This window comes from Modestobacter sp. SYSU DS0904 (genome assembly GCF_054051115.1).
In genome coordinates, this window is record NZ_JBJHAQ010000002.1 from 123,316 (window position 1) to 145,287 (window position 21,972).

The window sequence follows — 21,972 nt, forward strand, 5'->3', positions numbered from 1 at the left end:
CCCATGGGGAGAGGAGACGGGATGACCGGGGTGGAGTTCGACCCACAGGTGCAGGAACTGGCCCGGCCGTTGCGCGATGCCGGCGACCTGGACCCGCTGCTCGAGCGGATCGGGTCGGCCCGCATCGTGCTGCTGGGGGAGGCCTCGCACGGCACCCACGAGTACTACGCGTGGCGCACGGAGCTGACCCGCCGGCTGGTCGCCGAGGCCGGTTTCTCCTTCGTCGCCGTGGAGGGGGACTGGCCGGACTCCCACCGGGTGAACTGCTCGGTGACGCTCGCCTCCGGTCCGGAGGACCCCCGTGAGGTGCTGCGGGGCTACGCGCGCTGGCCGACCTGGATGTGGGCCAACGAGGAGGTCGCCGACCTGACCCGCTGGCTGCGCGGGCACAACGCCGACCGGCGGCCGGCCGATCGGGTCGGCTTCCACGGACTCGACGTCTACAGCCTCTGGGAGTCCCTGCAGGCGGTGCTGGACCACCTCCGGGAGCACGACCCCGAGCACGTGGCGACGGCGCTGGCTGCCTTCCGGTGCTTCGAGCCCTACGCCGAGGACCCGCAGGCCTACGCGCGGGCCACCCGGCTGGTCCCGACCAGCTGCGAGGACCAGGTGGTGGCCCTGCTCGCCGACCTCCGCGCCCGCACGGCCACCGACGGACGGTGGGACCGGGACGCCGCCTTCGACGCCGAGCAGAACGCCCGGGCAGCGGCCGGCGCGGAGGCCTACTACCGGGAGATGGTCCGCGGCGGACCGACGTCCTGGAACGTGCGCGACATCCACATGGCCGACACCCTCGACCGGCTGCTGGAGCACCACGGCCCCGGCTCCCGCGCAGTGGTGTGGGAGCACAACACCCACGTCGGGGACGCCCGGTACACCGACATGGCCGACGCCGGCATGGTCAACGTCGGGCAGCTGGTGCGTGAGCGGTACGGCGAGGACGACGTCGTCATCGTCGGCTTCGGCAGCCATCACGGCAGCGTCATGGCCGCCGACGAGTGGGGTGCCCCGATGGAACGGATGCCGCTGCCGCCGGCCCGGCGGGGCAGCGTGGAGGCCCTGCTGCACGACACCCTGGCGGCGAACAGCGCGCTGTTCGTCGTCCCGCCCGAGCTGCCCGGGTGGCTGGCCGAGGAGCGCGCCCACCGTGCGGTCGGCGTGGTCTACCACCCCGGTGCCGAGCGCTGGGGCAACTACGTGCCGACGGTGCTGGGCCGCCGCTACGACGCGTTCTGCTGGTTCGACGAGTCGCGGGCGGTGACGCCGCTGCGGGACGCCCGGCCCATGAGCGGCGAGCAGGAGACCTGGCCCGATGCCGTCTGACCGCCGCACCGTGCAGCTGACCGTCGACGGGGGGTCGCTGACCGGGGACCTGGTCGTCCCGGCCGCGGCGCAGGGCGTGGTGCTGTTCGCGCACGGCAGCGGCAGCAGCCGGCACAGCCCGCGCAACCGGCAGGTCGCCCAGGCGCTGCAGGCGGCGGGCTTCGGCACCCTGCTGCTCGACCTGCTCACCGAGGACGAGGAACGGGTCGACGAACGGACCCGCCAGCACCGCTTCGACATCCCGCTGCTCGCCGCGCGGCTCACCGCCGCCGCTGACCGGCTCGGCGAGGAGGAGGGCACCGCATCCCTGCCGGTGGCGACCTTCGGCGCCAGCACCGGGGCGGCGGCCGCGCTGATCACCGCGGCCGACCGGCCGGACCGGGTCCGGGCGGTGATCTCGCGGGGCGGGCGCCCCGACCTCGCCGGCGCCGCGCTCGGCCGGGTGCGGGCGCCGACGCTGCTGCTGGTCGGCGCCGCCGATGAGCAAGTGCTCGCGCTGAACCGGGACGCCGCCGGGCAGCTGGCGGGCGAGCACGAGGTCAGCGTGGTCCCCGGGGCGACCCACCTGTTCCCGGAGCCCGGCGCCCTCGAGCAGGTGGTCGAGCGTTCGATCGCCTGGCTGCGCCGCTGGGTGCCGGGGACGCCGGCCGGCCCGCCCTGAGCCGGCTGGGGCCGGTCGGGGCGGCGCGTCGGCCCGCCGTCGGCTCGGGGTCAGCTGGTGGGGCGGCGTCCCCGGCCTGCTGCGCCTTCTCCCCGGCGTGGGCGGCCATGCTGCCTCCCGGCCCTCGCGTCAGGGCCGCCAGGTGGGCCGGAGCAGCCGGGCCAGGCGGTCCGGTGCCGACGTCCGGGGTGGCCGGGCTTCCCCCCGCGTCCAGGACCGCGCGCCGAGCCGCAGCCCGGCGCCGGCGAGGTGGCGGAGCAGCACGATCACCGCGGTGGTGGCGATGCCCTGCCAGTCCGGCTCCCCGGCCAGCCGGAGCAGGCCGGCGGCCAGCAGCAGGTCGAGCAGCACCCCCAGCGCCAGCGCCGGACGGCGGGTGCTGGCGAGGGTGAGCGCCCCGGCGACGAGGGCGAACGCGGAGAGCAGCTGCGGCCCCAGCCCGGTGACCGCGTCGACCGTCACGTGGTGCGCTCCCGCCGATCGCCGTCGCCGGAGTCCGCCTGCTCCCGGTCCCGCTCGGCGACCTGGCGTCGTTCCTCGGCGATCTCCCGGCCGAGGAACCAGTTCAGCGCGGTCCGGATCGCCGCGACGGCGGCCAGCTTCCCGAGCTCCTCGAAGCTCGGCGCGACCGCCGTCCGCAGCACGTCGCTGGCCAGCTGGAACTCCAGGCCCAGGGCGAGGAAGCGGCCCAGGGTGAGCCGGACGGGGACGAAGGCACGGTCGTCGCGGTCCCGCAGCGCGACCCAGAGGAAGCGGGCGAAGGCCCACAGGGCGCCGATGATGATGACGACGACGGCGCACGCCTCGACGATGACGACGAGCAGGTTGACGGCGTCCGCGAGCAGCTCTTCCACGCAGCGCCCCTACCCGGGTGGCCGACGCGCACGCCGGGCCCCGGTCAGCGCAGCGGGATCTCCACCCCGCGCTCGGCCTCGCCGCGGGGGCCGGTCCAGCGACGGTCCGCGGCGTCGATCGCCACGTCGTTGATGCTCGCCTCGCGGCGGCGCATCAGCCCGTGCGCGTCGAACTCCCAGTTCTCGTTGCCGTGGCTGCGCCACCACTGCCCGGACGTGTCGTGCCACTCGTACTGGAAGCGGACGGCGATCCGGTCGTCGGTGAACGCCCACAGCGACTTGCGCAGCACGTAGTCGAGCTCGCGCTCCCACTTGGCGGTGAGGAAGTCGACGATCTCGGCGCGACCGGACAGGAACGTGTCCCGGTTCCGCCACTGCGAGTCCTCGGTGTAGGCCAGCGACACCCGCTCCGGGTCCCGGGAGTTCCACGCGTCCTCGGCGGCCTGCACCTTCTGCGACGCGGTCTCCCGGGTGAACGGCGGCAGCGGTGGGCGATCGGTCACGGGGGCTCCAGCAGGTCGGTGGTGGGTCGGCTCGGTGGTGGGTCCGCTCGGTGGTGGGTCGGCTCGGTGGCGGCTCGGCCCATCGTGGCCGACGGCGCAGCCGGTCACCAGCCGTCGGGGTCCCCGGCGGCGGTCAGCGCCCGGTCGACCGGCGGTGAGCCGCGCAGCCGGACGCGACGCCCGGCCAGCTCGGCGACCGCCAGGTGGTCCAGCAGCAGCTCCAGCCCGGACGGCGACAGCGCCGTCACCGAGCCGACGTCGATGGCGTCCACCCGCACCGGCTCCCGTCCGTACCGGGCGACGAAGGCCGCCACGGCCGCCACGTCGACCTGCCCGGCCAGGCACAGCAGCCGCCCGCCGGAGGTGTTCAGCAGGCGCACCACGCCCCGCACGCCCGGGGTCTCGGCCGCGCCTCCGGCGGCGGGCCCGCTCACGCGCTGGCGCGGGGGCGGTCGGCGTCACCGGTGCGCTGGACCATGGCCAGCACCGCGTCGACGACGACGTCCGGGTGGGTCAGCGGCAGCATGTGCCCACCGTCGGGGACCTCCACCAGCTCGGCCCGGGCGATCCGCTCGACCAGGCGTTCCGCGTCGGGGCCGGAGACCTCGCTGTCGTCGGATCCGTGCACCACCGTCACCGGCACCGTGACCGCGGGGGCCAGCTGCTGACCGTCGTGGCTCAGGCTGGCCAGCGCGGTCCGCGCCAGTGCCCGTCCGCGGGTGCGCAGGAAGTCCTCCCGCACCCGGGCCACCAGGTGTTCCGGGGCGCCCGGGGCGAAGGCGTACCAGCGGGTCAGCCGGGCGGTGAGCCAGCGCCACGGACGCAGCGCGTGGCCCAGGCCGATGGCCGCCACCACGACGGCCAACCAGAGCCCCCGCACCACCCCGGCCAGCGGGGCGGGTGCGCTGCCGTCCGGGAGCCCCGGCAGGGTGACGGCGGAGCCCCCCGACCCGGCGAAGACGATGCCGGACAGCTCGTCGTCCCCGGTGGTGGCGACGTGCTCCAGCAGGATCGCGCCGCCGAGGCTGTGCACCAGGGCGGTGGCCCGCTCGCCGTCGGACCGGACCTGGTCCAGGACGGCGCCCAGGTCGGCGGCGTGGGTGGCCAGCGAGTAGGACCCGCCGCGGGCCGCCCCGCTGTCGCCGTGCCCGCGCAGGTCGTAGGCGACGACCCGGCAGGAGCCGGCCAGCCGCCCGGGCACGTCACCCCAGGAGCTGGTCGACATCCCCATCCCGTGCACCAGGACCACCAGGGGAGCCTCCGGAGGCCCCCAGGTGGTCAGTGCCAGACGGGTGCCGTCGGTGGAGACGACGTCGGGCATGCAGGTCTCCTCGGAGGGCATCCGCGCTCTGTGCCCGTTGCCGCAGGCGGTCAATCCTCGGGACCGGAGCCCCGGTCCGCCGGTGGACGCCCCGCAGAGCCGGCCTCCGCCCACCTACTAGGTTGAGCCCGACGCAACGCAGTCCAGGCAGCGATCGGCGAGGTGGGTCAAGTGGGCAGGTCGGTGCTGGTGACCGGCGGCAACCGGGGGATCGGGCTGGCCATCGCCCGTTCCTTCGCCGAGCAGGGCGACTCGGTGGCGATCACCCACCGGGGCAGCGGCGCACCCGACGGGCTGTTCGGCGTGCAGTGCGACGTCACCGACGCCGCGGCGGTCGACCGGGCGTTCACCGAGGTCGAGGAGCACCAGGGCGCGGTCGAGGTGCTGGTCAGCAACGCCGGCATCACCCGCGACGGGCTGCTGCTGCGGATGGGCGAGGAGCAGTTCACCGACGTCGTCGACGCGAACCTGACCGCGGCCTACCGGGTGGCCAAGCGGGCGGCGTCGAAGATGGTGCGGGCCCGCGCCGGCCGGATGGTCTTCATCAGCTCGGTGGTGGGCCTGTCCGGCTCCGCCGGGCAGGTGAACTACGCGGCGAGCAAGTCCGGGCTGGTCGGGCTGGCCCGCTCGATCGCCCGCGAGCTGGGCAGCCGCAACATCACCGCGAACGTCGTGGCGCCGGGCTTCGTCGCCACCGACATGACCGCGGAGCTGCCCGAGCAGCGGCAGCAGGAGATCCTCGGGCAGGTGCCGCTGGGCCGCTACGCGCAGGCCGACGAGATCGCCGGCGTCGTGCGGTTCCTGGCGAGCGAGCAGGCGGGGTACATCACCGGGGCGGTCGTCCCGGTCGACGGCGGACTGGGGATGGGGCACTGACCATGGGGATCCTTGACGGCAAGAAGATCCTGATCGCCGGCGTGCTGACGGAGGCGTCGATCGCCTTCTCCGCGGCGCGGATCGCGCAGGAGCAGGGCGCCACCGTCGTCCTGTCGAACTTCGGCCGGGCGTTCTCGCTCTGCCAGCGGATCGCCAAGCGGCTTCCGCAGGAGGCGCCGGTGGTCGAGCTGGACGTGACGGACACCGAGCACCTGTCGACGCTGGCCGACCGGCTGCGCGAGCACCTCGGGGGTGACGACGCGCGGCTGGACGGCGTCGTCCACTCGATCGGGTTCGCGCCCCAGGAGGCGATGGGGGAGGGCTTCCCGGAGGTCGGCTGGGAGCACGCCGCCACCGCCTTCCAGGTCTCGGCCTGGTCGCTGGCGTCGCTGACCCAGGCCTGCCGGCCGCTGTTCGGTGAGTCGGCCTCCGTCGTCGGCCTCACCTTCGACGCGACCGTCGCCTGGCCGGTCTACGGCTGGATGGGGGCGGCCAAGGCCGCGCTGGAGTCGACCTCCCGGTACCTGGCCCGCGAGCTCGGGCCCGAGGGCGTGCGGGTGAACCTGGTCGCCGCCGGCCCGCTGCGCACCATGGCGATGAAGTCGATCCCCGGCAGCAACCAGTTCGAGGAGGCGTGGGAGCAGCGCGCCCCGCTGGGCTGGTCGGTCACCGACACCGACCCCGCGGGCAAGGCCGTCGCCGCCCTGCTGTCGGACTGGTTCCCCGCCACCACCGGGGAGATCGTGCACGTGGACGGCGGGTTCCATGCCGTCGGTGTCTGACCTCTCCCGCCCGGCGCACCCGATGCCGGAGGGGGCGTCGATCACCCCGGCCGGCCAGCAGCCCGACGAGGAGCCCTCGCTCGCCGTGCGCAACAACGGCGGGGTCGCCCCGTCGGCCACCCCCGCGCCGGCCGGCCGCCGCGAGGCGCTGCTGGTGCTCGGCTTCGGCGGCCCGGAGGGGCCGGCGGACGTGATGCCGTTCCTGGAGAACGTGACCCGCGGTCGCGGCATCCCCCGCGAGCGGCTGGAGGCCGTCGCCGAGCACTACCACCACTTCGGCGGCGTCAGCCCGATCAACGACCAGAACGAGGCGCTGATCGCGGCCCTGGAGGCCGAGCTGGAGACGGCGGGCATCGACCTGCCGGTGTACTGGGGCAACCGCAACTGGGCGCCCTACGTCGAGGACGCCTGGCGGCAGATGGCCACCGACGGCGTCGAGCACGCCTACGTGCTCGCCACCTCGGCGTACGCCTCGTTCTCCGGCTGCCGGCAGTACCACGAGGACGTCGCCCGGGCCCGGGTCGCGCTGGAGTCCGACCCGGCCGCGCCGGCCGGCCCCACCGCGGAGAAGCTGCCGCACTACTTCGACGCCCCGGGCTTCGTGCAGGCCAACGCCGACGCGCTGACCGCCGCCCTGGCGCAGCTGCCGGCCGACCTGCGCGACGGCGCCCGGTTGGTCGCCACCGCGCACAGCATCCCGAACGCGATGGCCGACGTCGCCGGGCCCCGGGGCCACGCCTACGAGGCCGAGCTGCAGCGCGCCGCCGAGCTGGTCGTCGCGGCCGCCGCGCCCGGCCGCGACTTCGACCTGGTCTGGCAGAGCCGCAGCGGCCCGCCCTCGGTGCCGTGGCTGGAGCCCGACGTCAACGACCACCTGCGGGCGCTGGCGGAGAACGGGGAGCAGGCCGTCGTCGTCTTCCCGGTCGGGTTCATCAGCGACCACCTCGAGGTCATCTGGGACCTGGACAACGAGGCGAAGGAGACCGCCGAGGAGCTCGGCCTCGCCTTCGCCCGGGCCGCGACGGCGGGCACGCACGAGGCGTTCGTCCGGTCGCTGCGCCAGCTGCTCGAGGAGCGCCGCGCCGGTGGCGAGCCCCGCCTGGGCACCAACTGCCCGGCGTCCTGCTGCTTCGTGCAGCGCCCCGCCCGCCCGGCAGCCTGACACGCTGTTCCCGCAGTTGATCATCGGCGAACGGCTGTCCCGACCGGCGTGCCGGGCAACCGTTCGCCGATGATCAACCGGTGGGGCGTCAGTCCCTCGGCACCCAGTTGTAGGCGGCGACCGTCGCCTCGCGCACGGCGGTGGCCAGCGGGCGCAGCGCCTCGTCCCGGGCGGCTGCCTGGGTGCGGGTGACCGCGGCGCCGGGCGCGTCGGCCATCGCCAGGTCCAGCACCCGGCGGAGCCGCTGTGCCCGGCCGAGCACCGAGACGGCGAGCGGGTCGTGGTCGCCCGGCAGGCCGGGTGCGCGCACCCCCTTCGCCAGCCCGGCCAGCAGCGCCGGCACCTCCGGGTGCCACCGGGCCAGGTCGAGCGAGGCCAGCGTGCGCGCCGCATCCCCGACCGCGAGGTCCAGCGCCCCCGACGCGGCCCGCAGGGTCCCCTCCGCGAGGGGCGCGGCCGGGGGAGCGGGGGCCAGCGGCACCGCGGTCCAGGCGACCATCTCCGTGCCCAGCTCCTCGGGCACGAGCGCGACCTGCCCGCCGACCGCGACCTGCCCCGACGCGAGTGCCAGCGCGGTCAGCGCGGGGACGGCGGGCACCCCGCGGGTGTCCCCGGGAGCCGGCAGCACCAGCTGCAGCCGCTGCTCCCCGAGGCCCCGCAGCGCGCTCAGCGCCCAGCCCAGCGGGACCGCCTCGTCGGTGCCGGGCATCCCGACGACCCGGTGGGCGGTGTCCCCGGTGACGGCGTCGAGCGCCTCGTCGTAGGAGGAACGGCCGGTGAGCCAGGCGGTGGCCCAGACGGCGAGACGGCCGGCGGCGAGATCGTGCACGGTGACCGAGGCTACGACGACCTCGGGGGGGGCCGCCCAGGCGGGCGGCACGCGCGCGCAACGAGCGGCCGGGCACAGCTGCGCGTGCCAGACTCGGCACGTGGCTGCCTGGTTGCTCTGGTTGATCGCCTCAGGCCTGTTCGCGGCCGGGGAGGTCGCCAGCCTGGACCTGGTGTTGCTCATGTTCGCCGGCGGCGCCCTGGGTGGGATGAGCGTCGCCCTGCTGGGCGGGGCGGTGTGGCTCCAGCTGGCCGCGTTCATCGTCGTCTCCGTCGGCCTGCTCGTGGTGGTCCGCCCCATCGCCAAGCGGCACCTGGTCGACCGCACCCCCGAGCAGATCGACGGGGTCGCGACCTACGTCGGCCGCGAGGCCGTGGTCAGCCGGCGCGTCGACAACACCGAGGGCCGCGTCCGGCTCGGCGACGACGAGTGGACGGCCCGCACCCAGCTCGACGGCGAGGCCTACGAGGTCGGGACCGAGGTGCGCATCGTGCAGATCGAGGGCCCGATCGCCTACGTCAGCCACCTCTGATGGTCGCGATCGGGTGACGCCGCCCGGCGGGGGGTGACCCACCGTTCCGAAAGGGGCAGGATCGATGCCACGCACCGCCTCCTAGGAACGGAGCACCACCCGCGTGGATGCCGCCCTGATCGCCCTGATCGTCATCGCCGTGCTCGTCATCTTCGTGCTGGCCAGGAGCGTGACGATCGTCCCCCAGGCCCAAGCGAAGGTCGTCGAGCGACTCGGTCGCTACAGCCGCACCCTGTCGCCGGGCCTGGCGCTGCTCGTCCCGTTCGTCGACCGGGTGCGGGCCACCATCGACCTGCGCGAGCAGGTCATCTCCTTCCCGCCGCAGCCGGTGATCACCGCCGACAACCTGCAGGTCGGCATCGACACCGTCGTCTACTTCCAGGTCACCGACCCGCGCCTGGCCGTCTACGGCATCGCGAACTACATCACCGGCATGGAGCAGCTGACCACCACCACGCTGCGCAACGTCGTCGGTGGGCTGAACCTGGAGGGCGCGCTGACCGGCCGGGACGGCATCAACTCCCAGCTGCGCACGGTGCTGGACGGCACCACCGGCCCCTGGGGCCTGCGGGTGGCCCGGGTGGAGATCAAGGCGATCGACCCGCCGCCGTCGATCCAGGACTCCATGGAGAAGCAGATGCGCGCCGACCGCGACAAGCGCGCGGTCATCCTCACCGCCGAGGGGCAGCGGCAGTCGGCGATCACCACCGCCGAGGGCCAGAAGGCCGCCTCGATCCTGTCGGCGGAGGGCAAGAAGCAGGCCGCGATCCTCGACGCCGAGGCCGAGCGGCAGAGCCGGATCCTGCGCGCCGAAGGTGAGCGCGCCGCGCTGTTCCTGCAGGCGCAGGGGCAGGCGAAGAGCATCGAGACGGTGTTCCAGGCCATCCACGACGGCAAGCCCGACCAGGGGCTGCTGGCCTACCAGTACCTGCAGACGCTGCCGAAGATCGCCCAGGGCGACGCCAACAAGATGTGGATCGTGCCCAGCGAGTTCAGCAAGGCGCTGGAGGGGCTGTCCAAGCTGGGTGGCGGCGACGACGGCGACGGGGCCCGCAGCTGGCTGGACGTCGACGCGTCCTCCGGCGCCCAGGGCGCGACCCAGGCGCCGGCGTCGTCCCTGGACACCAGCAACTGGTTCGACTCGAACCTGCCGCCGGCCGCCGAGCAGCCCGAGGCCAAGATCTCGCTGTCCAGCATCGCCGACCAGGCGGGGGAGACGGCGCCGCAGATCCCGAAGCCCCCGCCGCTGTCCCAGGTCAAGCAGGACGTGCAGGAGAGCGGCCCCGCCGCCGACCCCCGCAACCGCCCCGCGGACGACGACCCGCTGGAGCTCCCCCCGTCCTGACGCACTGAACGCCGATGGCCCAGAACTCGTTGAGTTCTGGGCCATCGGCGTTCGGCCCCGTCCAGAGGCTCGCCCCCGAGCTTGCGAGGGGGTGAGGAGGACGGGGTCCTTAATCCTTGAGCAGGCCCTCGCGGAGCTTGGCCAGCGTCTGGGAGAGCAGCCGGGAGACGTGCATCTGCGAGATGCCGATGTCCGCGGCGATCTGCGACTGGGTCATGTTCCCGAAGAACCGCAGGATCAGGATGCGGCGTTCGCGGGCCGGGATGGTGGCCAGCAGCGGCTGCAGCGACTCCCGGTACTCCACGCCCTCGAGCGCGGCGTCCTCCTCGCCCAGCGTCGCCGCCAGGGTCGGGGAGTCCTCCTCGCCGGAGAGCCGCTCGTCCAGCGAGCTGCTGCGGTAGGCGTTGGCCACCGCCAGGCCCTCGAGCACCTCGGCGCGCGGGATGCCCAGGTGCTCGGCCAGCTCCGACGGCGTCGGGGCGTGACCGTTCTTCTGGGACAGCTCGCTGACCGCCGCGTTGAGCGACAGGTGCAGCTCCTGCAGCCGGCGCGGCACGCGCACCGACCAGCCCTGGTCGCGGAAGTGCCGCTTGATCTCCCCGGTGATGGTCGGCACCGCGAAGGACAGGAACTCGACCCCGCGGCTGGGGTCGAAGCGGTCGATCGCGGCGATCAGCCCGAGGGTGCCCACCTGCAGCAGGTCGTCGAACGGCTCGCCGCGGTTGCTGAACCGACGGGCGAAGTGCCGGACCAGCGGCAGGTGCTCCTCGACGAGGATCTCCCGCAGCCGCTCCCGACGGGGGTCGTCCTTCTCCAGGCCGGCCAGCTCGACGAACAGCGGCGCGGTCCGCTCCGCTCGTCGGCGGTTGTCCGAGATCGGCACCGGGTCCACGGCGGGCTCGGCGTCGACACCGGCGGGCTCGGCACCGGCCGGGTCGACCACCGGGGGCTCGGCACCGGCGGGCTGAGCACCGGCGGGCTGGGTACCGGCGGGCTCGGCACCGGGGAGGTCGGCCGGTGCGATGGCGTCAGTGGTCACGTCGCTACCGCTCCCCGTGGTGTCGTCGACCGGCGTCCGGGGTCGGGCCGGAGCGCCGGTGCCGGCGCCGAGGACATCATCGGTGGCCGGCTGGTCCGTGGCAGCCGACCGGGTCACCGTGCGACCGAGACGTCGTGGTCGGTGGGGCTGAACGTGTCAGCTGCCTGCGCCGCCACGCTGTACCGGCGCAGCCGCTTGACCATCGCGATGCAGGCGACCGGGGTGGCCGCCCCGTCGCCGCCGGGCACGGCGACCTGGGTGCTCGGGCCCGCCTCCACGGTGTCGACCAGCGTGGCCAGGACCGCCCAGCCGAAGCCGTCCCGCGGCACGTCGACCCCGGCCGCCGTCGGCACCCAGGCGTCGATGCGCAGGTGCTCCCGGGTGGCCTCGAAGACCACCGTCAGCGGGGAGTCGCCCAGCGCGACCGCGGCGAGCGTGGCGCACGCCTCGTCGACGGCCAGCCGCAGGTCCTCCACGGCGTCGAGGTCGAAGTCCATCCGCATCGCCAGGTCCCCGGTCATCGCGCGCACCGCAGGCAGCTGCGTGGGTGAGGTCGGGACCCGCAGTTCCAACCGTTCGGCCCGCCGCTCACCCGTGGGGGCGGCGCCCGTCGTGTCGACCATGCGTCGTCTGCTCCTTCGTCGTCCCCGCGCCCCCGGCTGGGAGCGCGGCGGTCCGTCCGGTGCACCCGGGTGCGGCGCCGTGGCCGGCGCGCGAGCGACGAGCGGTCGCCCCTCGGGTGCGTGCACGGGTACAGCCCGCTGTCCCGACGGTAGTCGGACCGCCTGCGGTTCGTGCCCAGCAGGGCGGCGCCCCAAACACGCCGTCACCGGGGTGAGTGGGATGGCGACAGGCTGTGTTTGGAACGGCCCGGCGCCGACCAACTCCTGAGCCGTGAGACTCCGCCGCAGCGACGTGCACACCCCGGGCTGGACCCGGCGCCGCGCCGGACGGGGCTTCTCCTACCGGGACGAGGCCGGCGCCCTGATCAAGGACGACGAGCGGCTGGACCGGGTGCGCGCCCTGGCCATCCCGCCGGCCTGGCGGGACGTCTGGATCTGCCCCTGGCCCAACGGCCACATCCAGGCGGTGGGCACCGACGCGGCCGGGCGTCGGCAGTACCGGTACCACGACGAGTGGCGGGCGCGGCGCGACGCCGCCAAGCACGAGCGGGTGCTGGAGATCTCCCGCCAGCTGCCCGACGTCCGCGACGAGGTGACTGCCGCGCTGCGCAAGCGCGGGCTCACCCGGGACCGGGTGCTGGCCACCGCGGTGCGGCTGCTCGACCTGGGCGCGTTCCGGGTCGGCAGCGAGCAGTACGCGGAGGACAACGGCACCTTCGGCCTGGCCACGCTGCGCCGCGAGCACGTGCGGGTGCGCGGCGAGCGGACCTTCTTCTCCTACACCGCCAAGGGCGGCATCGAGCGCGAGGTCGAGCTCACCGACCAGCCCACCGCCACGGTGGTGCGGCAGCTGCTGGAGCGCCCGGCCGAGACCGGTGCGGAGCTGCTCGGCTACTGGCTGCCCGACGGCAGCTGGCACGACGTGACCAGCGACGAGGTGAACTCCTACCTGAAGGAGGTCAGCGGCGCGGAGATCACCGCCAAGGACTTCCGCACCTGGACGGCGACGGTGATGATGGCCGCCACGCTCGCCGAGCAGCCCGCGCCGGGCAGCCGGACGGCACGGAAGCGGGCGGTCCGGCAGGCGTACGTGCGCGTCTCCGAGCAGCTGGGCAACACCCCGACGGTGGCCAGGACCAGCTACGTCGACCCGCGGGTGGTCGACCGCTACGAGCACGGCGAGACGATCGCCGATGCGCTGGCGGAGGCGGCGGGGGCACCGGACGACCGGACGGCCCAACGCACGCTGGAGGCCGCGGTCTGCAGCCTGCTGAGCAGCTGATGCCGGACCCCGTCACCGGGTCCGGCACGCAGCGACGGCGCCCCGCCGGAGCGGGGCGCCGTCGTCGCCGTGTCTGCGGCCCCTCCCCAGGGACCCGTCGCGAGCTCGCGAGGGGCGGGGAGGAGAGGGGTCCTTCCTCAGGCCTTCTCGGCGATGGTGAACAGGTCGATCAGACCGGTGACCTCCAGCGGCCGGGTGACCGCGCGGGTGTTGGCCACCAGGCGCAGGCCGACGTCGCGCGAGCGAGCCGACTTCTGCGTCTCCACGAGCACGGCCAGGCCGGCCGAGCCGAGGAACTGGACGCCGCAGAGGTCGATGACCAGCGCGGTGGGCTGCTGCTCCAGCTGGGTGTCCAGCGAGGCCCGCAGCACCGGTGCGGTGAAGGTGTCCACCTCGCCGATGACCGTCACGGTGACGGTGCCGTCGTCGTCGGTGGACGTCGACAGCGTGATCACGTCGTCGAAGGGGGCTTCGTTCGCGTCAGCCGCGGCCGACGCGCCTTCGGCGGGTGAGTCGGATGAGGTCACGGACTGCAGCTCCTCTCAGCGGCGGTGCGCGCAGGACGCGCGAACGCCCAGACAGCGTACTGGTGTACGCCGTCCCGTTCCTCGCGGCCCGTGCACCGGGTCTTCCAGACACCTGCTCCGGAGGCTTCCGGGCAGGCGACGGCTGGCTGCTCAACCGTGGCGCCCAACCTAGTCGGGCCATGATCGGCGCACCAATCCAGGCGGTGCGGACGCACGCCGAGGGCCGCGGCGTCCGGTACGCCGCGGCCCCTGGAGCGGTCGGTCAGGTGTTCTCGACGACGTGGACGGCGCTCTCCTCCGGGCCCTCGCCGCCGACCGGTGCGTCGGCGAACGCCTCGACGTCGTCGCCGGTCCGGTTGGTGCCGGAGTCGCTGAGCCGGTCGGTGTCCTCGTCCTGGTCCAGCTGGGCGAAGGCCCGGTCGGGGTCCTCGGCGGGGCGCACGTCGGGTGCGTCCTCGGGGATCTCCCGGTCCAGCCGGCCGCTCAGCGGCTCACCCTCGGTCTGCTCGCGCGCCGTCGTCCCGAAGTCCACGTCCTGGTGCTGGCGATCCCCGGGCTCGGGCGCGAACTCCGGGTCCTCGGCGCGGGCCATGGTCGGGCTGTCGTCCTGGGAGACCTCGGGGATCCCGTTGTCCTCGGGGAAGACGTCGCGGGCGGTCTGCCCCTCCGGGCCGACGTCCCCGCGCGGGCCGTCCGTCGTCCCGGTGAGGCCGCGCTCGTCGTCGGGGAACTCGGCGTCGTTCAGGGCGGAGTCGCGGGCGGCGCGGTCCGGGTCGGTCATGGTGGTGCCTCCGTTCTGCGCGCCTCGGGGGCGGGCGCGCTCGTCCGTCCGGCTGGACGGGGGAACCGGTCGGGTGACCGGCGTCGTGCGCAGCCCCTACCCGCGCACCCCCACGGCATGCGTGACCCCTCTCCCGCCAGGACCGGGCATGCGCGGCGTGGGCGACGGGTATCGGGGCGGCATGGCGATCACCGAAGATGTCCAGCGCATGGGCGCGCCGTTCCGGCGCTGGGCGCACACCCAGAAGCAGGAGTACACACACGGGGAGGCGCGGCCGCTCGGCGCGGACCTGGGTGCGATGGGCGTCTACGTCGGGCTGGTGGGTGCGGCGGCCGCCGCGATCCGCGCCTCGGGACGGGAGCTGCCCCAGCGGATCCCGCTCGGTGACGCGGCGCTGCTGACCATCGGGACGTTCCGGCTGGCGCGCCGGATCGCCAAGGACCCGGTGACCGCTCCCGTGCGCGCGCCCTTCGTCAGCTACCAGGGCACCTCCGGCGAGGCCGAGGTCGCCGAGGAGGTGCGCGAGCACGGCGGCGTCAAGCACGCCGTCGGTGAGCTGCTGACCTGCCCGTTCTGCATGGCGCAGTGGGTCGGCACCGGCTTCGTGCTCGGGTACGTCACCGCCCCGCGGGCCACCCGGCTGGCCGCCCTGACGATGACGATGGTCGCCGGCTCCGACGTGCTCCAGTTCGCCTACGACGCGATCCAGAACGGTGCGCTCCGCCCCGGCGGGGAGCCGCCCCCCGAGGACGTCACCGGCCAGTCCGTCTGAACCCGGCCGGTCACCCAGGGTGCACGCCTTGGTGCGGTGGTCGCGGCGGGCCGGTCACCCGCCCGGGTGGTCGACTGCGCTCCGTGGTCGTCTCGGGCTGCCGCGCCGGCGCTGACCTGCCTATCCTTCGATCTTGACGATGCCGGCGTCGCCGGCCCGGGGCGGGAGGTCAGTCGTGCGGTCGATCTGGCGGGGCGCCATCTCCTTCGGGCTGGTCAGCATCGGCGTCAAGCTCTACTCGGCGACCGAGGACCACGACATCCGCTTCCACCAGGTGCACAAGGCCGACGGCGGCCGGGTGAAGTACCGCCGGGTCTGCGCGGTGGACGGCGAGGAGGTCGAGTACGGCGACATCGCCAAGGGCTACGAGCTGCCCGACGGTCAGCTGGTCGTGCTCACCGACGAGGACTTCGACGAACTGCCCCTGGTGACCACCCGGGAGATCGAGGTGCTCCAGTTCGTCGACCAGGAGCAGATCGACCCGGTCCACTTCGAGAAGACCTACTACCTGGAGCCCGACGGCGTCGCGACCCGGCCGTACGTGCTGCTGCGCACCGCGCTGGAGAACGCCGGCCAGGTGGCGATCACCAAGATCGCGATCCGCCAGCGGGAGTCGCTGGCGGCGCTGCGGGTGCGCGAGGGCGTGCTGGTGCTGCACACCATGCGCTGGCCCGACGAGATCCGCCGGCCGGACTTCGGCTTCCTCGACGAGGACGTCGCCGTCCGACCGCAGGAGCTGGCGATGGCCGAGTCGCTGATCTCCACGATGGCCGGCGAGTTCGACCCCACCCAGTTCACCGACGACTACCGCGAGGCGATGCAGGCGCTGCTCGAGGCCAAGCAGTCCGGTGGCCAGGTGCAGCCCGCCCCGGACGTGGCCGACGAGGGCGGCGGGGCCGTGGTCGACCTGATGAGCGCGCTGCGGCGCAGCGTCGAACGGGCCGGGGGCAGTGCGCCGGCCGCGCGGGACGACGACCCCGACGAGGCAGCCACCGAGGCGGCCGCCGAGGAGGCGCCTCCGGCGAAGAAGGCGGCCGCGCGCAAGGCGCCGACGAAGAAGGCCCCGGCGAAGAAGGCGGCTGCCACGAAGGCGCCGGCGAAGAAGGCGGCCGCGGAGCAGACCCCCGCAGGCGGCGAGGCCCCGGCCAAGGCCACCAAGCGCACCTCCCGCCCCCGCAAGACCGCCTGACCCGGCGTGGCCGCCGCCGACCCGCTGGCCTCCTACCGGGCCAAGCGGGACCCGACCCGCACCGCCGAGCCGGTCCCGCCGGCCGGGCAGCCGCTGCCCCGGGGCGACGACGACACCTTCGTCGTCCACGAGCACCGCACGGCCCGCGGCCGCACCGGGGAGCGGGTGCACTGGGACCTCCGCCTGGAGCGCGGCGGTGTGCTGCGCAGCTGGGCGGTGCCCAAGGGCCCGCCGACCGAGCCGGGGGTGAACCGGCTCGCCGTCCCCACCGAGGACCACCCGCTGGAGTACGCCTCGTTCTCCGGCGCCATCCCGGCCGGTGAGTACGGCGGCGGGGTCTCGACCATCTGGGACGCCGGGCGCTACGCCACCGAGAAGTGGGCCGACGACCACCTGACCATCGCCTTCGACGGCGCGCGGCTGACCGGCCGCTACGTGCTCTTCCGGCTGCCCGACGGCAGCTGGAACCTGCGCAAGCTCGACCCCGACCCGGTGTCCGCGGCACCGGCGGCCGCCGGCGTCCCGGAGGACCTCGCGCCGATGCTGGCCGCGCTCGGGGAGCTGCCGCCGGCGTCGGACGAGCGGTGGGGCTACGAGTTCAAGTGGGACGGCGTCCGGGTGCTGGCGCACCTGCGCGGTGGGCAGCTGCGGCTGCGGGCGCGCAGCGGCAACGACGTCACCGCCACCTACCCCGAGCTCGCCCCGGTCCCGGCGGCGCTGCTCGGGCACGACGCCGTGGTCGACGGCGAGGTCGTCGCGCTGGACTCCCGTGGCCGCCCGGACTTCGGCCTGCTGCAGGGGCGGATGCACCGCACCGGCCCGGAGGTGGCCCGGCTGGCCGCCGCGGCGCCGGTGAACTACTTCGTGTTCGACCTGCTGGCCTGGGACGGCGAGAGCCTGCTCGGCCGGCCCTGGACCGAACGCCGGGAACGGCTGGACGCCCTGGGTCTGGGCGACGACCGCTGGGTGACCACGCCGTGGTTCCGCGGGAACGGCCCGGCCATCCAGGCGGCCAGTCGGGACAACGGCCTGGAGGGCGTCGTCGCCAAGCGGCTGGACTCCCCTTACCGGCCCGGTGGGCGGGGACCGGACTGGCGCAAGGTGAAGAACCTGCGCACCCAGGCGGTCGTCGTCGGTGGCTGGCGGCCGGGGGAGGGTCGGCGGGCCGGGGGCATCGGATCGCTCCTGGTCGGGGTGCACGACGACGCCGGCCGGCTGGTGTTCGCCGGGCACGTGGGCACCGGGTTCACCGCGAAGGCGCTGGCCGACCTGGCGCCGCTGCTCACCCCGCGGGCCACCTCGCCGTTCGCCACCTCCCCGACCGCCCCTGCGTTGCCCCGGGAGGTCACCCGGGACGCCCGGTGGGTGGAGCCGACGCTGGTGGGGGAGGTCCGGTTCGGGGAGTGGACCCGGGAGGGCCGGCTGCGCCACCCGTCCTGGCGCGGCCTGCGCGACGACGTCGACCCGGCCGGCGTGGTGGTGGAGCCCGGGTGAGCGAGCTCGCGAGCGAACCGATGAGCAGGGCGGCCCGCCGAAGGCGTTCGACGAGCGCCAGCGAGGAGATCGCGTGAGGCAGCGGGTGCAGATCGAGGGGCGCCAGCTGGAGGTCAGCAACCTGGACAAGGTGCTGTTCCCGGAGGTGGGCTTCACCAAGGCGCAGGTGATCGACTACTACGTGCGGATCGCCCCGGTGCTGCTGCCGCACGTGGCCCGCCGTCCGGTCACCTTCACCCGCTGGCCCTCCGGCGTCGACGGCACGGCGTTCTTCGAGAAGAACAGCGCCCGGCACGCGCCGGAGTGGGTGACGTCGGTGACGGTGCCCTCGCCCGGGTCGTCGCGGGGCCGGGAGACGCTGGACATGGTGCTGCTCTCCGCCGTCCCGGACCTCGCGTGGTCGGCCAACCTGGCCGCGCTGGAGGTGCACGTGCCGCAGTGGCGGGTGGACGACGACGGCGTCGCCCAGCTGCCCGACCTGCTGGTGCTCGACCTGGACCCGGGACCCGGCACCGGCGTCACCGAGTGCGCGCACGTCGCCCACCGGCTGCGGGAGGTGCTGGTCGCCGACGGGCTCGACCCGGTGGTGAAGACCTCGGGCTCGAAGGGCATGCAGGTCTACGCGCCGATCACCGCCGAGGACCGGGAGCACCCCAGCCGCTACGCCAAGCGGCTGGCCCAGCAGCTCACCCGGGAGACGCCCGAACAGGTGGTCTGGCGGATGGAGAAGGCGCTGCGGCCGGGCAAGGTGCTGGTCGACTGGAGCCAGAACAACACCGCCAAGACCACGGTCGCGCCGTACTCGCTGCGCGCGCGAGCCCGCGCGACGGTCTCCACGCCGCTGGCCTGGGACGAGGTGGACGCCGTCCGGGACGGCGCCGACCCGGCCACCCTGGTGTTCCGCACCGCCGACGTGCTCGCCCGGGTCGAGGAGCTCGGCGACCTGTTCGACGTCGACGCGCGCCACCGCGCGGCGCTGCCGGGGGTCTGACACCTCCTCCCCGGGGAGGACCCCGGATCGTCCTGCGGTCCGATGTGCAGCGGGGACCGGACGGCCAGGCTCGACGCCATGACCACCGTGCTCCCGGCCGGCCCCGCGCCGGCCACCCCCGCCACCCCGCCGGCCGCCGGCCCCGCCCGCTGGTGGCTGCCGGTGCTCGTGCTCGTGCTGGGTGCCGGCGGCGGCGTGCTCACCGAGTGGGCGCAGGGCGCGCTGGCCGACCCGTGGGCGGCCTGGGCGAACTCGGTGGCCGCCTGGTGCCTGCCCGCCTTCGCCGTCGGGGCGCTGGCCCGCCGGTGGCGCGGCGCCGTGACCGCCGCCGTCGCCACCGAGCTGCTCCTGGTCGGCGGCTACTACGCCGCGCAGTCGGTGCAGCTGCTCCCGGTCCGGCCGGCCGTCGTCGTCGTCTGGCTGGTCGCCGGGGTGGCGGCCGGGCTGGTGTTCGGGACGGCGGGCTGGTGGTGGCGGTCCTGCGGACCGCGCCGGGCGGTGGCCGGGGTGACGCTGCTGGCCGGGGTGCTGATGCAGGAGGGGGTGTACCGGCAGGTGAACTTCCCGTGGCAGGGGGCGTCGGGCTGGGGCATGGTCGCGGCGGGGCTGGCGGTCGCGCTGCTGGCCCGCACCGCGCGGCAGCGGCTGGCGGTGCTCGGGCTGCTGGTGGTCGTCGTCCCGGTGGGCTGGGCCGGCACCGAACTGGTGAACGCGGTGCTGGGCGCCGCGTGAGCACCGAAGTGGCCACTTCGGTGAGACCGCCGGTTGCCACCGCACCCGAGTCGCCACTCCGGTGCACCCGGCGGCGCATCGAGGGGTCCGTTCGCGTCGCCCTCCCGGGGGTGACACGCCGAGTTCACCCGGTCTTGTCTTGACTGACTAAAGAAAAGAGGGTTGAGTCGACGCCGATGGAGACGGCCTGGGAAGACGAGCTGCGGAGCGCAGGGCTGCGGGTCACCCGCCCCCGGCTCTCCGTGCTCGACGTCCTCGCCGGCCGGCCGCACGCCGACGCCGACACCATCGTCACCGCCGCCCGCGCCACCCACCCCTCGATCTCGCCACAGGCGGTCTACGGGGTGCTCAAGGCGCTGGTCGGTGGCGGGCTCGCCCGCCGGATCGAGCCGGCCGGTGGGCCGGCGCTCTACGAGCTCCGGGTCGGTGACAACCACCACCACCTGGTCTGCCGGGAGTGCGGTCTGGTTGCCGACGTCGACTGCGTCGTGGGGCAGGCACCGTGCCTGGAGCCCTCGGACGCGGCGGGGTTCGCGGTCGACGAGGCCGAGGTCGTCTTCTGGGGCCTCTGCGCCGGCTGCCAGGCCGCTCGCGGGGAGCACACATCAGCAACAGGCACAGGAACGCGAAGGGGAGTGGGAGCATGACCGACGTCGCATCGCAGGGCAGCAAGGCCGGCGACGACCGTCCGATCCTGACCAACCGTCAGGGTCACCCGGTGTACGACAACCAGAACCAGCGGACGGTGGGCGCACGCGGCCCGGCCACGCTGGAGAACTACCAGTTCCTGGAGAAGATCAGCCACTTCGACCGGGAGCGCATCCCGGAGCGCGTGGTGCACGCCCGCGGCTTCGTGGCCTACGGCGAGTTCGAGGCCACCGGCACGTGGGGTGACGAGCCGATCGAGCGGTACACCCGCGCGAAGCTGTTCAACACCCCGGGCAAGAAGACCGACCTGGCGATCCGCTTCTCCACCGTCATCGGCGGTCGGGACTCCTCCGAGGCGGCGCGTGACCCCCGCGGCTTCGCGGTGAAGTTCTACACCGAGGACGGCAACTGGGACCTCGTCGGCAACAACCTGGCGGTCTTCTTCATCCGCGACGCCATCAAGTTCCCCGACGTCATCCACTCGCTCAAGCCGGACCCGATCACGTTCCGCCAGGAGCCGGCGCGGATCTTCGACTTCATGTCGCAGACCCCCGAGGCCATGCACATGCTGGTGAACCTGTTCTCCCCGCGGGGCATCCCCGCGGACTACCGCCACATGCAGGGCTTCGGCGTGAACACCTACAAGTGGGTCAATGCCGAGGGCGAGACCAAGCTGGTCAAGTACCACTGGCTCCCGAAGCAGGGCGTGAAGAGCCTGACCGAGGCCGATGCCGCGGTGATCCAGGGCCAGGACCTCGGCCACGCCTCGAAGGACCTCTACGAGGCCATCGAGCGCGGTGAGTTCCCGCAGTGGGACCTCTACGTCCAGCTGATGGACGACGGCGAGCACCCCGAGCTCGACTTCGACCCGCTCGACGACACCAAGGTGTGGCCGGAGAACGAGTTCGAGCCCAAGCTCGTCGGGACGATGACGCTCAACCGCAACGTCACCGACCACCACAACGAGAACGAGCAGAGCGCCTTCGGCACCGGCGTCCTCGTCGACGGGCTGGACTTCTCCGACGACAAGATGCTGATCGGCCGGACGTTCTCCTACTCCGACACCCAGCGCTACCGGGTGGGTCCGAACTACCTGCAGCTGCCGGTGAACTCCGCGAAGAACGCGACGGTGCACACCAACCAGCGCGGTGGCCAGATGTCGTTCGGTGTGGACCTCGGCCCCGGCCAGAACCCGCACGTGAACTACGAGCCGTCGATCACCGGTGGTCTGCGTGAGGCCGAATACCCCACGCACGACGAGCAGGGTCCGGTCATCACCGGCCGGCTCACCCGCAAGCGGATCCCGCTGACCAACGACTACACCCAGGCCGGGCAGCGTTACCAACTGCTCGAGCAGTGGGAGAAGGACGACCTGGTCGCCAACTTCATCGAGCTCATCGGGCAGGCGGTCAAGCCGGTCCAGGAGCGGATGGTCTGGCACTTCTACATGTGCGACGACGAGCTGGGCCAGCGGGTCGGCGAGGGGCTCGGCATCACCGCGGACGACGTCCGTGGCCTGCCGCCGCTGCAGAGCCAGACCCTGTCGGAGGAGGAGCTGGCCCGCGCGGCCAACCTCGGCAAGAACGGCCCGCGCGACGTCACCGGCTTGAAGATGACGCACACCGTGCCGAACGAGCGCGTCGTCCTGGCCAAGTGACCGCTGCCGGCTGACGCCGGAGCACTGAGCACGACACGGCGACGGGCCG

25 protein-coding genes are annotated in these 21,972 nt (G+C 74.2%); 15 read left to right on the forward strand and 10 right to left on the reverse strand.

Annotated elements, in window-relative coordinates; genetic code table 11:
- Positions 1-21 precede the first annotated feature (21 nt).
- The gene (locus ACI79U_RS01760) at positions 22-1,323 is read left to right on the forward strand and encodes an erythromycin esterase family protein (RefSeq protein WP_457064467.1); all 1,302 of its coding nucleotides are present in this window, start codon (positions 22-24) and stop codon (positions 1,321-1,323) included.
- Positions 1,313-1,984 (forward strand): dienelactone hydrolase family protein, encoded by a 672-nt coding sequence (locus tag ACI79U_RS01765; RefSeq protein ID WP_457064469.1) that lies wholly within the window; start codon positions 1,313-1,315, stop codon positions 1,982-1,984. The genes ACI79U_RS01760 and ACI79U_RS01765 overlap by 11 nt, the downstream gene beginning before the upstream one ends.
- A 129-nt stretch (positions 1,985-2,113) precedes the next feature.
- Here ACI79U_RS01765 and ACI79U_RS01770 read toward each other — a convergent pair whose 3' ends face one another.
- From ACI79U_RS01770 to ACI79U_RS01790, 5 genes are all read right to left on the reverse strand, one after another.
- Positions 2,114-2,446, reverse strand: a complete 333-nt coding sequence (locus ACI79U_RS01770; RefSeq protein WP_457064471.1) for a hypothetical protein — start codon at positions 2,444-2,446, stop codon at positions 2,114-2,116.
- Positions 2,443-2,838, reverse strand: a complete 396-nt coding sequence (locus tag ACI79U_RS01775) for a DUF1622 domain-containing protein (RefSeq protein ID WP_457064473.1) — start codon at positions 2,836-2,838, stop codon at positions 2,443-2,445. Before ACI79U_RS01775 ends, ACI79U_RS01770 begins: the two co-directional genes overlap by 4 nt.
- Positions 2,839-2,882: 44 nt before the next feature.
- On the reverse strand, positions 2,883-3,341 hold the full coding sequence (locus tag ACI79U_RS01780) for a nuclear transport factor 2 family protein (RefSeq protein WP_457064475.1): 459 nt from the start codon (positions 3,339-3,341) through the stop codon (positions 2,883-2,885).
- Positions 3,342-3,445: 104 nt separating this feature from the next.
- On the reverse strand, positions 3,446-3,724 hold the full coding sequence (locus ACI79U_RS01785; protein WP_457064477.1) for a hypothetical protein: 279 nt from the start codon (positions 3,722-3,724) through the stop codon (positions 3,446-3,448).
- Between the two features lie 47 nt (positions 3,725-3,771).
- On the reverse strand, positions 3,772-4,683 hold the full coding sequence (locus ACI79U_RS01790) for an alpha/beta fold hydrolase (protein ID WP_457072625.1): 912 nt from the start codon (positions 4,681-4,683) through the stop codon (positions 3,772-3,774).
- A gap of 150 nt (positions 4,684-4,833) precedes the next feature.
- On the opposite strand from ACI79U_RS01790, the gene fabG reads away from it, so the two are divergent.
- The 3 genes from fabG to ACI79U_RS01805 are packed head-to-tail and all read left to right on the forward strand — an operon-like array spanning position 4,834 to position 7,482.
- A complete protein-coding gene (gene fabG, locus ACI79U_RS01795) occupies positions 4,834-5,538 on the forward strand; it encodes a 3-oxoacyl-ACP reductase FabG (RefSeq protein ID WP_457064481.1) in 705 nt (234 codons plus the stop codon).
- A gap of 2 nt (positions 5,539-5,540) precedes the next feature.
- Positions 5,541-6,320, forward strand: a complete 780-nt coding sequence (gene fabI, locus ACI79U_RS01800) for an enoyl-ACP reductase FabI (protein WP_457064483.1) — start codon at positions 5,541-5,543, stop codon at positions 6,318-6,320.
- A complete protein-coding gene (locus ACI79U_RS01805; protein WP_457064485.1) occupies positions 6,313-7,482 on the forward strand; it encodes a ferrochelatase in 1,170 nt (389 codons plus the stop codon). The genes fabI and ACI79U_RS01805 overlap by 8 nt, the downstream gene beginning before the upstream one ends.
- Positions 7,483-7,570: 88 nt before the next feature.
- Here ACI79U_RS01805 and ACI79U_RS01810 read toward each other — a convergent pair whose 3' ends face one another.
- Entirely contained in the window at positions 7,571-8,311 is a 741-nt protein-coding gene (locus tag ACI79U_RS01810; RefSeq protein ID WP_457064487.1) for a hypothetical protein, read from the reverse strand.
- A gap of 100 nt (positions 8,312-8,411) precedes the next feature.
- Between ACI79U_RS01810 and ACI79U_RS01815 the strand changes: the two genes are divergently transcribed.
- Both ACI79U_RS01815 and ACI79U_RS01820 read left to right on the forward strand, forming a co-directional pair.
- Complete coding sequence (locus ACI79U_RS01815; protein ID WP_457064489.1) at positions 8,412-8,843, forward strand: NfeD family protein; 432 nt, start codon at positions 8,412-8,414, stop codon at positions 8,841-8,843.
- A gap of 103 nt (positions 8,844-8,946) precedes the next feature.
- The gene (locus ACI79U_RS01820) at positions 8,947-10,188 is read left to right on the forward strand and encodes an SPFH domain-containing protein (RefSeq protein ID WP_457064491.1); all 1,242 of its coding nucleotides are present in this window, start codon (positions 8,947-8,949) and stop codon (positions 10,186-10,188) included.
- A gap of 109 nt (positions 10,189-10,297) precedes the next feature.
- Here ACI79U_RS01820 and ACI79U_RS01825 read toward each other — a convergent pair whose 3' ends face one another.
- Positions 10,298-11,227 (reverse strand): SigB/SigF/SigG family RNA polymerase sigma factor, encoded by a 930-nt coding sequence (locus ACI79U_RS01825; RefSeq protein ID WP_457064493.1) that lies wholly within the window; start codon positions 11,225-11,227, stop codon positions 10,298-10,300.
- A 113-nt stretch (positions 11,228-11,340) separates the two neighbouring features.
- Complete coding sequence (locus ACI79U_RS01830) at positions 11,341-11,850, reverse strand: ATP-binding protein (RefSeq protein ID WP_457064495.1); 510 nt, start codon at positions 11,848-11,850, stop codon at positions 11,341-11,343.
- 271 nt (positions 11,851-12,121) lie between these two features.
- On the opposite strand from ACI79U_RS01830, the gene ACI79U_RS01835 reads away from it, so the two are divergent.
- Positions 12,122-13,132, forward strand: a complete 1,011-nt coding sequence (locus ACI79U_RS01835; RefSeq protein ID WP_457064497.1) for a DNA topoisomerase IB — start codon at positions 12,122-12,124, stop codon at positions 13,130-13,132.
- Between the two features lie 137 nt (positions 13,133-13,269).
- On the opposite strand, the gene ACI79U_RS01840 is transcribed toward ACI79U_RS01835, so the two are convergent.
- Together ACI79U_RS01840 and ACI79U_RS01845 are read right to left on the reverse strand one after the other, a co-directional pair.
- Complete coding sequence (locus ACI79U_RS01840) at positions 13,270-13,659, reverse strand: STAS domain-containing protein (protein ID WP_153358920.1); 390 nt, start codon at positions 13,657-13,659, stop codon at positions 13,270-13,272.
- A 262-nt stretch (positions 13,660-13,921) separates the two neighbouring features.
- Entirely contained in the window at positions 13,922-14,440 is a 519-nt protein-coding gene (locus ACI79U_RS01845; RefSeq protein ID WP_457064500.1) for a hypothetical protein, read from the reverse strand.
- 181 nt (positions 14,441-14,621) lie between these two features.
- On the opposite strand from ACI79U_RS01845, the gene ACI79U_RS01850 reads away from it, so the two are divergent.
- The 7 genes from ACI79U_RS01850 to ACI79U_RS01880 all read left to right on the forward strand — a co-directional run bounded on the left by ACI79U_RS01850 (position 14,622) and on the right by ACI79U_RS01880 (position 21,923).
- Positions 14,622-15,212, forward strand: coding sequence for a DUF1360 domain-containing protein (locus tag ACI79U_RS01850; RefSeq protein ID WP_457064502.1), 591 nt, complete (start codon positions 14,622-14,624; stop codon positions 15,210-15,212).
- A 175-nt stretch (positions 15,213-15,387) separates the two neighbouring features.
- Positions 15,388-16,401 (forward strand): non-homologous end joining protein Ku, encoded by a 1,014-nt coding sequence (ku, locus tag ACI79U_RS01855; RefSeq protein WP_457064504.1) that lies wholly within the window; start codon positions 15,388-15,390, stop codon positions 16,399-16,401.
- A gap of 6 nt (positions 16,402-16,407) precedes the next feature.
- Entirely contained in the window at positions 16,408-17,895 is a 1,488-nt protein-coding gene (ligD, locus tag ACI79U_RS01860) for a non-homologous end-joining DNA ligase (RefSeq protein WP_457064506.1), read from the forward strand.
- A gap of 73 nt (positions 17,896-17,968) precedes the next feature.
- Positions 17,969-18,886, forward strand: a complete 918-nt coding sequence (gene ligD, locus ACI79U_RS01865; protein ID WP_457064508.1) for a non-homologous end-joining DNA ligase — start codon at positions 17,969-17,971, stop codon at positions 18,884-18,886.
- A gap of 78 nt (positions 18,887-18,964) precedes the next feature.
- On the forward strand, positions 18,965-19,618 hold the full coding sequence (locus tag ACI79U_RS01870; protein ID WP_457064510.1) for a DUF6518 family protein: 654 nt from the start codon (positions 18,965-18,967) through the stop codon (positions 19,616-19,618).
- Positions 19,619-19,794: 176 nt separating this feature from the next.
- On the forward strand, positions 19,795-20,265 hold the full coding sequence (locus ACI79U_RS01875) for a Fur family transcriptional regulator (RefSeq protein WP_457064512.1): 471 nt from the start codon (positions 19,795-19,797) through the stop codon (positions 20,263-20,265).
- On the forward strand, positions 20,262-21,923 hold the full coding sequence (locus tag ACI79U_RS01880) for a catalase (RefSeq protein WP_457064514.1): 1,662 nt from the start codon (positions 20,262-20,264) through the stop codon (positions 21,921-21,923). The genes ACI79U_RS01875 and ACI79U_RS01880 overlap by 4 nt, the downstream gene beginning before the upstream one ends.
- The last annotated feature ends 49 nt before the right edge of the window (positions 21,924-21,972 follow it).

What these genes read in the sequence shown, in the direction of transcription:
- ACI79U_RS01760 (WP_457064467.1), top strand. Translation starts at nt 22, where the DNA reads ATGACCGGGGTGGAGTTCGACCCACAGGTGCAGGAACTGGCCCGGCCG.
- ACI79U_RS01765 (WP_457064469.1), top strand. Translation starts at nt 1,313, where the DNA reads ATGCCGTCTGACCGCCGCACCGTGCAGCTGACCGTCGACGGGGGGTCG.
- ACI79U_RS01790 (WP_457072625.1), bottom strand. Translation starts at nt 4,683, where the DNA reads ATGCCCTCCGAGGAGACCTGCATGCCCGACGTCGTCTCCACCGACGGC.
- fabI (WP_457064483.1), top strand. Translation starts at nt 5,541, where the DNA reads ATGGGGATCCTTGACGGCAAGAAGATCCTGATCGCCGGCGTGCTGACG.
- ACI79U_RS01830 (WP_457064495.1), bottom strand. Translation starts at nt 11,850, where the DNA reads ATGGTCGACACGACGGGCGCCGCCCCCACGGGTGAGCGGCGGGCCGAA.
- ACI79U_RS01845 (WP_457064500.1), bottom strand. Translation starts at nt 14,440, where the DNA reads ATGACCGACCCGGACCGCGCCGCCCGCGACTCCGCCCTGAACGACGCC.
- ACI79U_RS01850 (WP_457064502.1), top strand. Translation starts at nt 14,622, where the DNA reads ATGGCGATCACCGAAGATGTCCAGCGCATGGGCGCGCCGTTCCGGCGC.
- ACI79U_RS01870 (WP_457064510.1), top strand. Translation starts at nt 18,965, where the DNA reads ATGACCACCGTGCTCCCGGCCGGCCCCGCGCCGGCCACCCCCGCCACC.
- ACI79U_RS01875 (WP_457064512.1), top strand. Translation starts at nt 19,795, where the DNA reads ATGGAGACGGCCTGGGAAGACGAGCTGCGGAGCGCAGGGCTGCGGGTC.
- ACI79U_RS01880 (WP_457064514.1), top strand. Translation starts at nt 20,262, where the DNA reads ATGACCGACGTCGCATCGCAGGGCAGCAAGGCCGGCGACGACCGTCCG.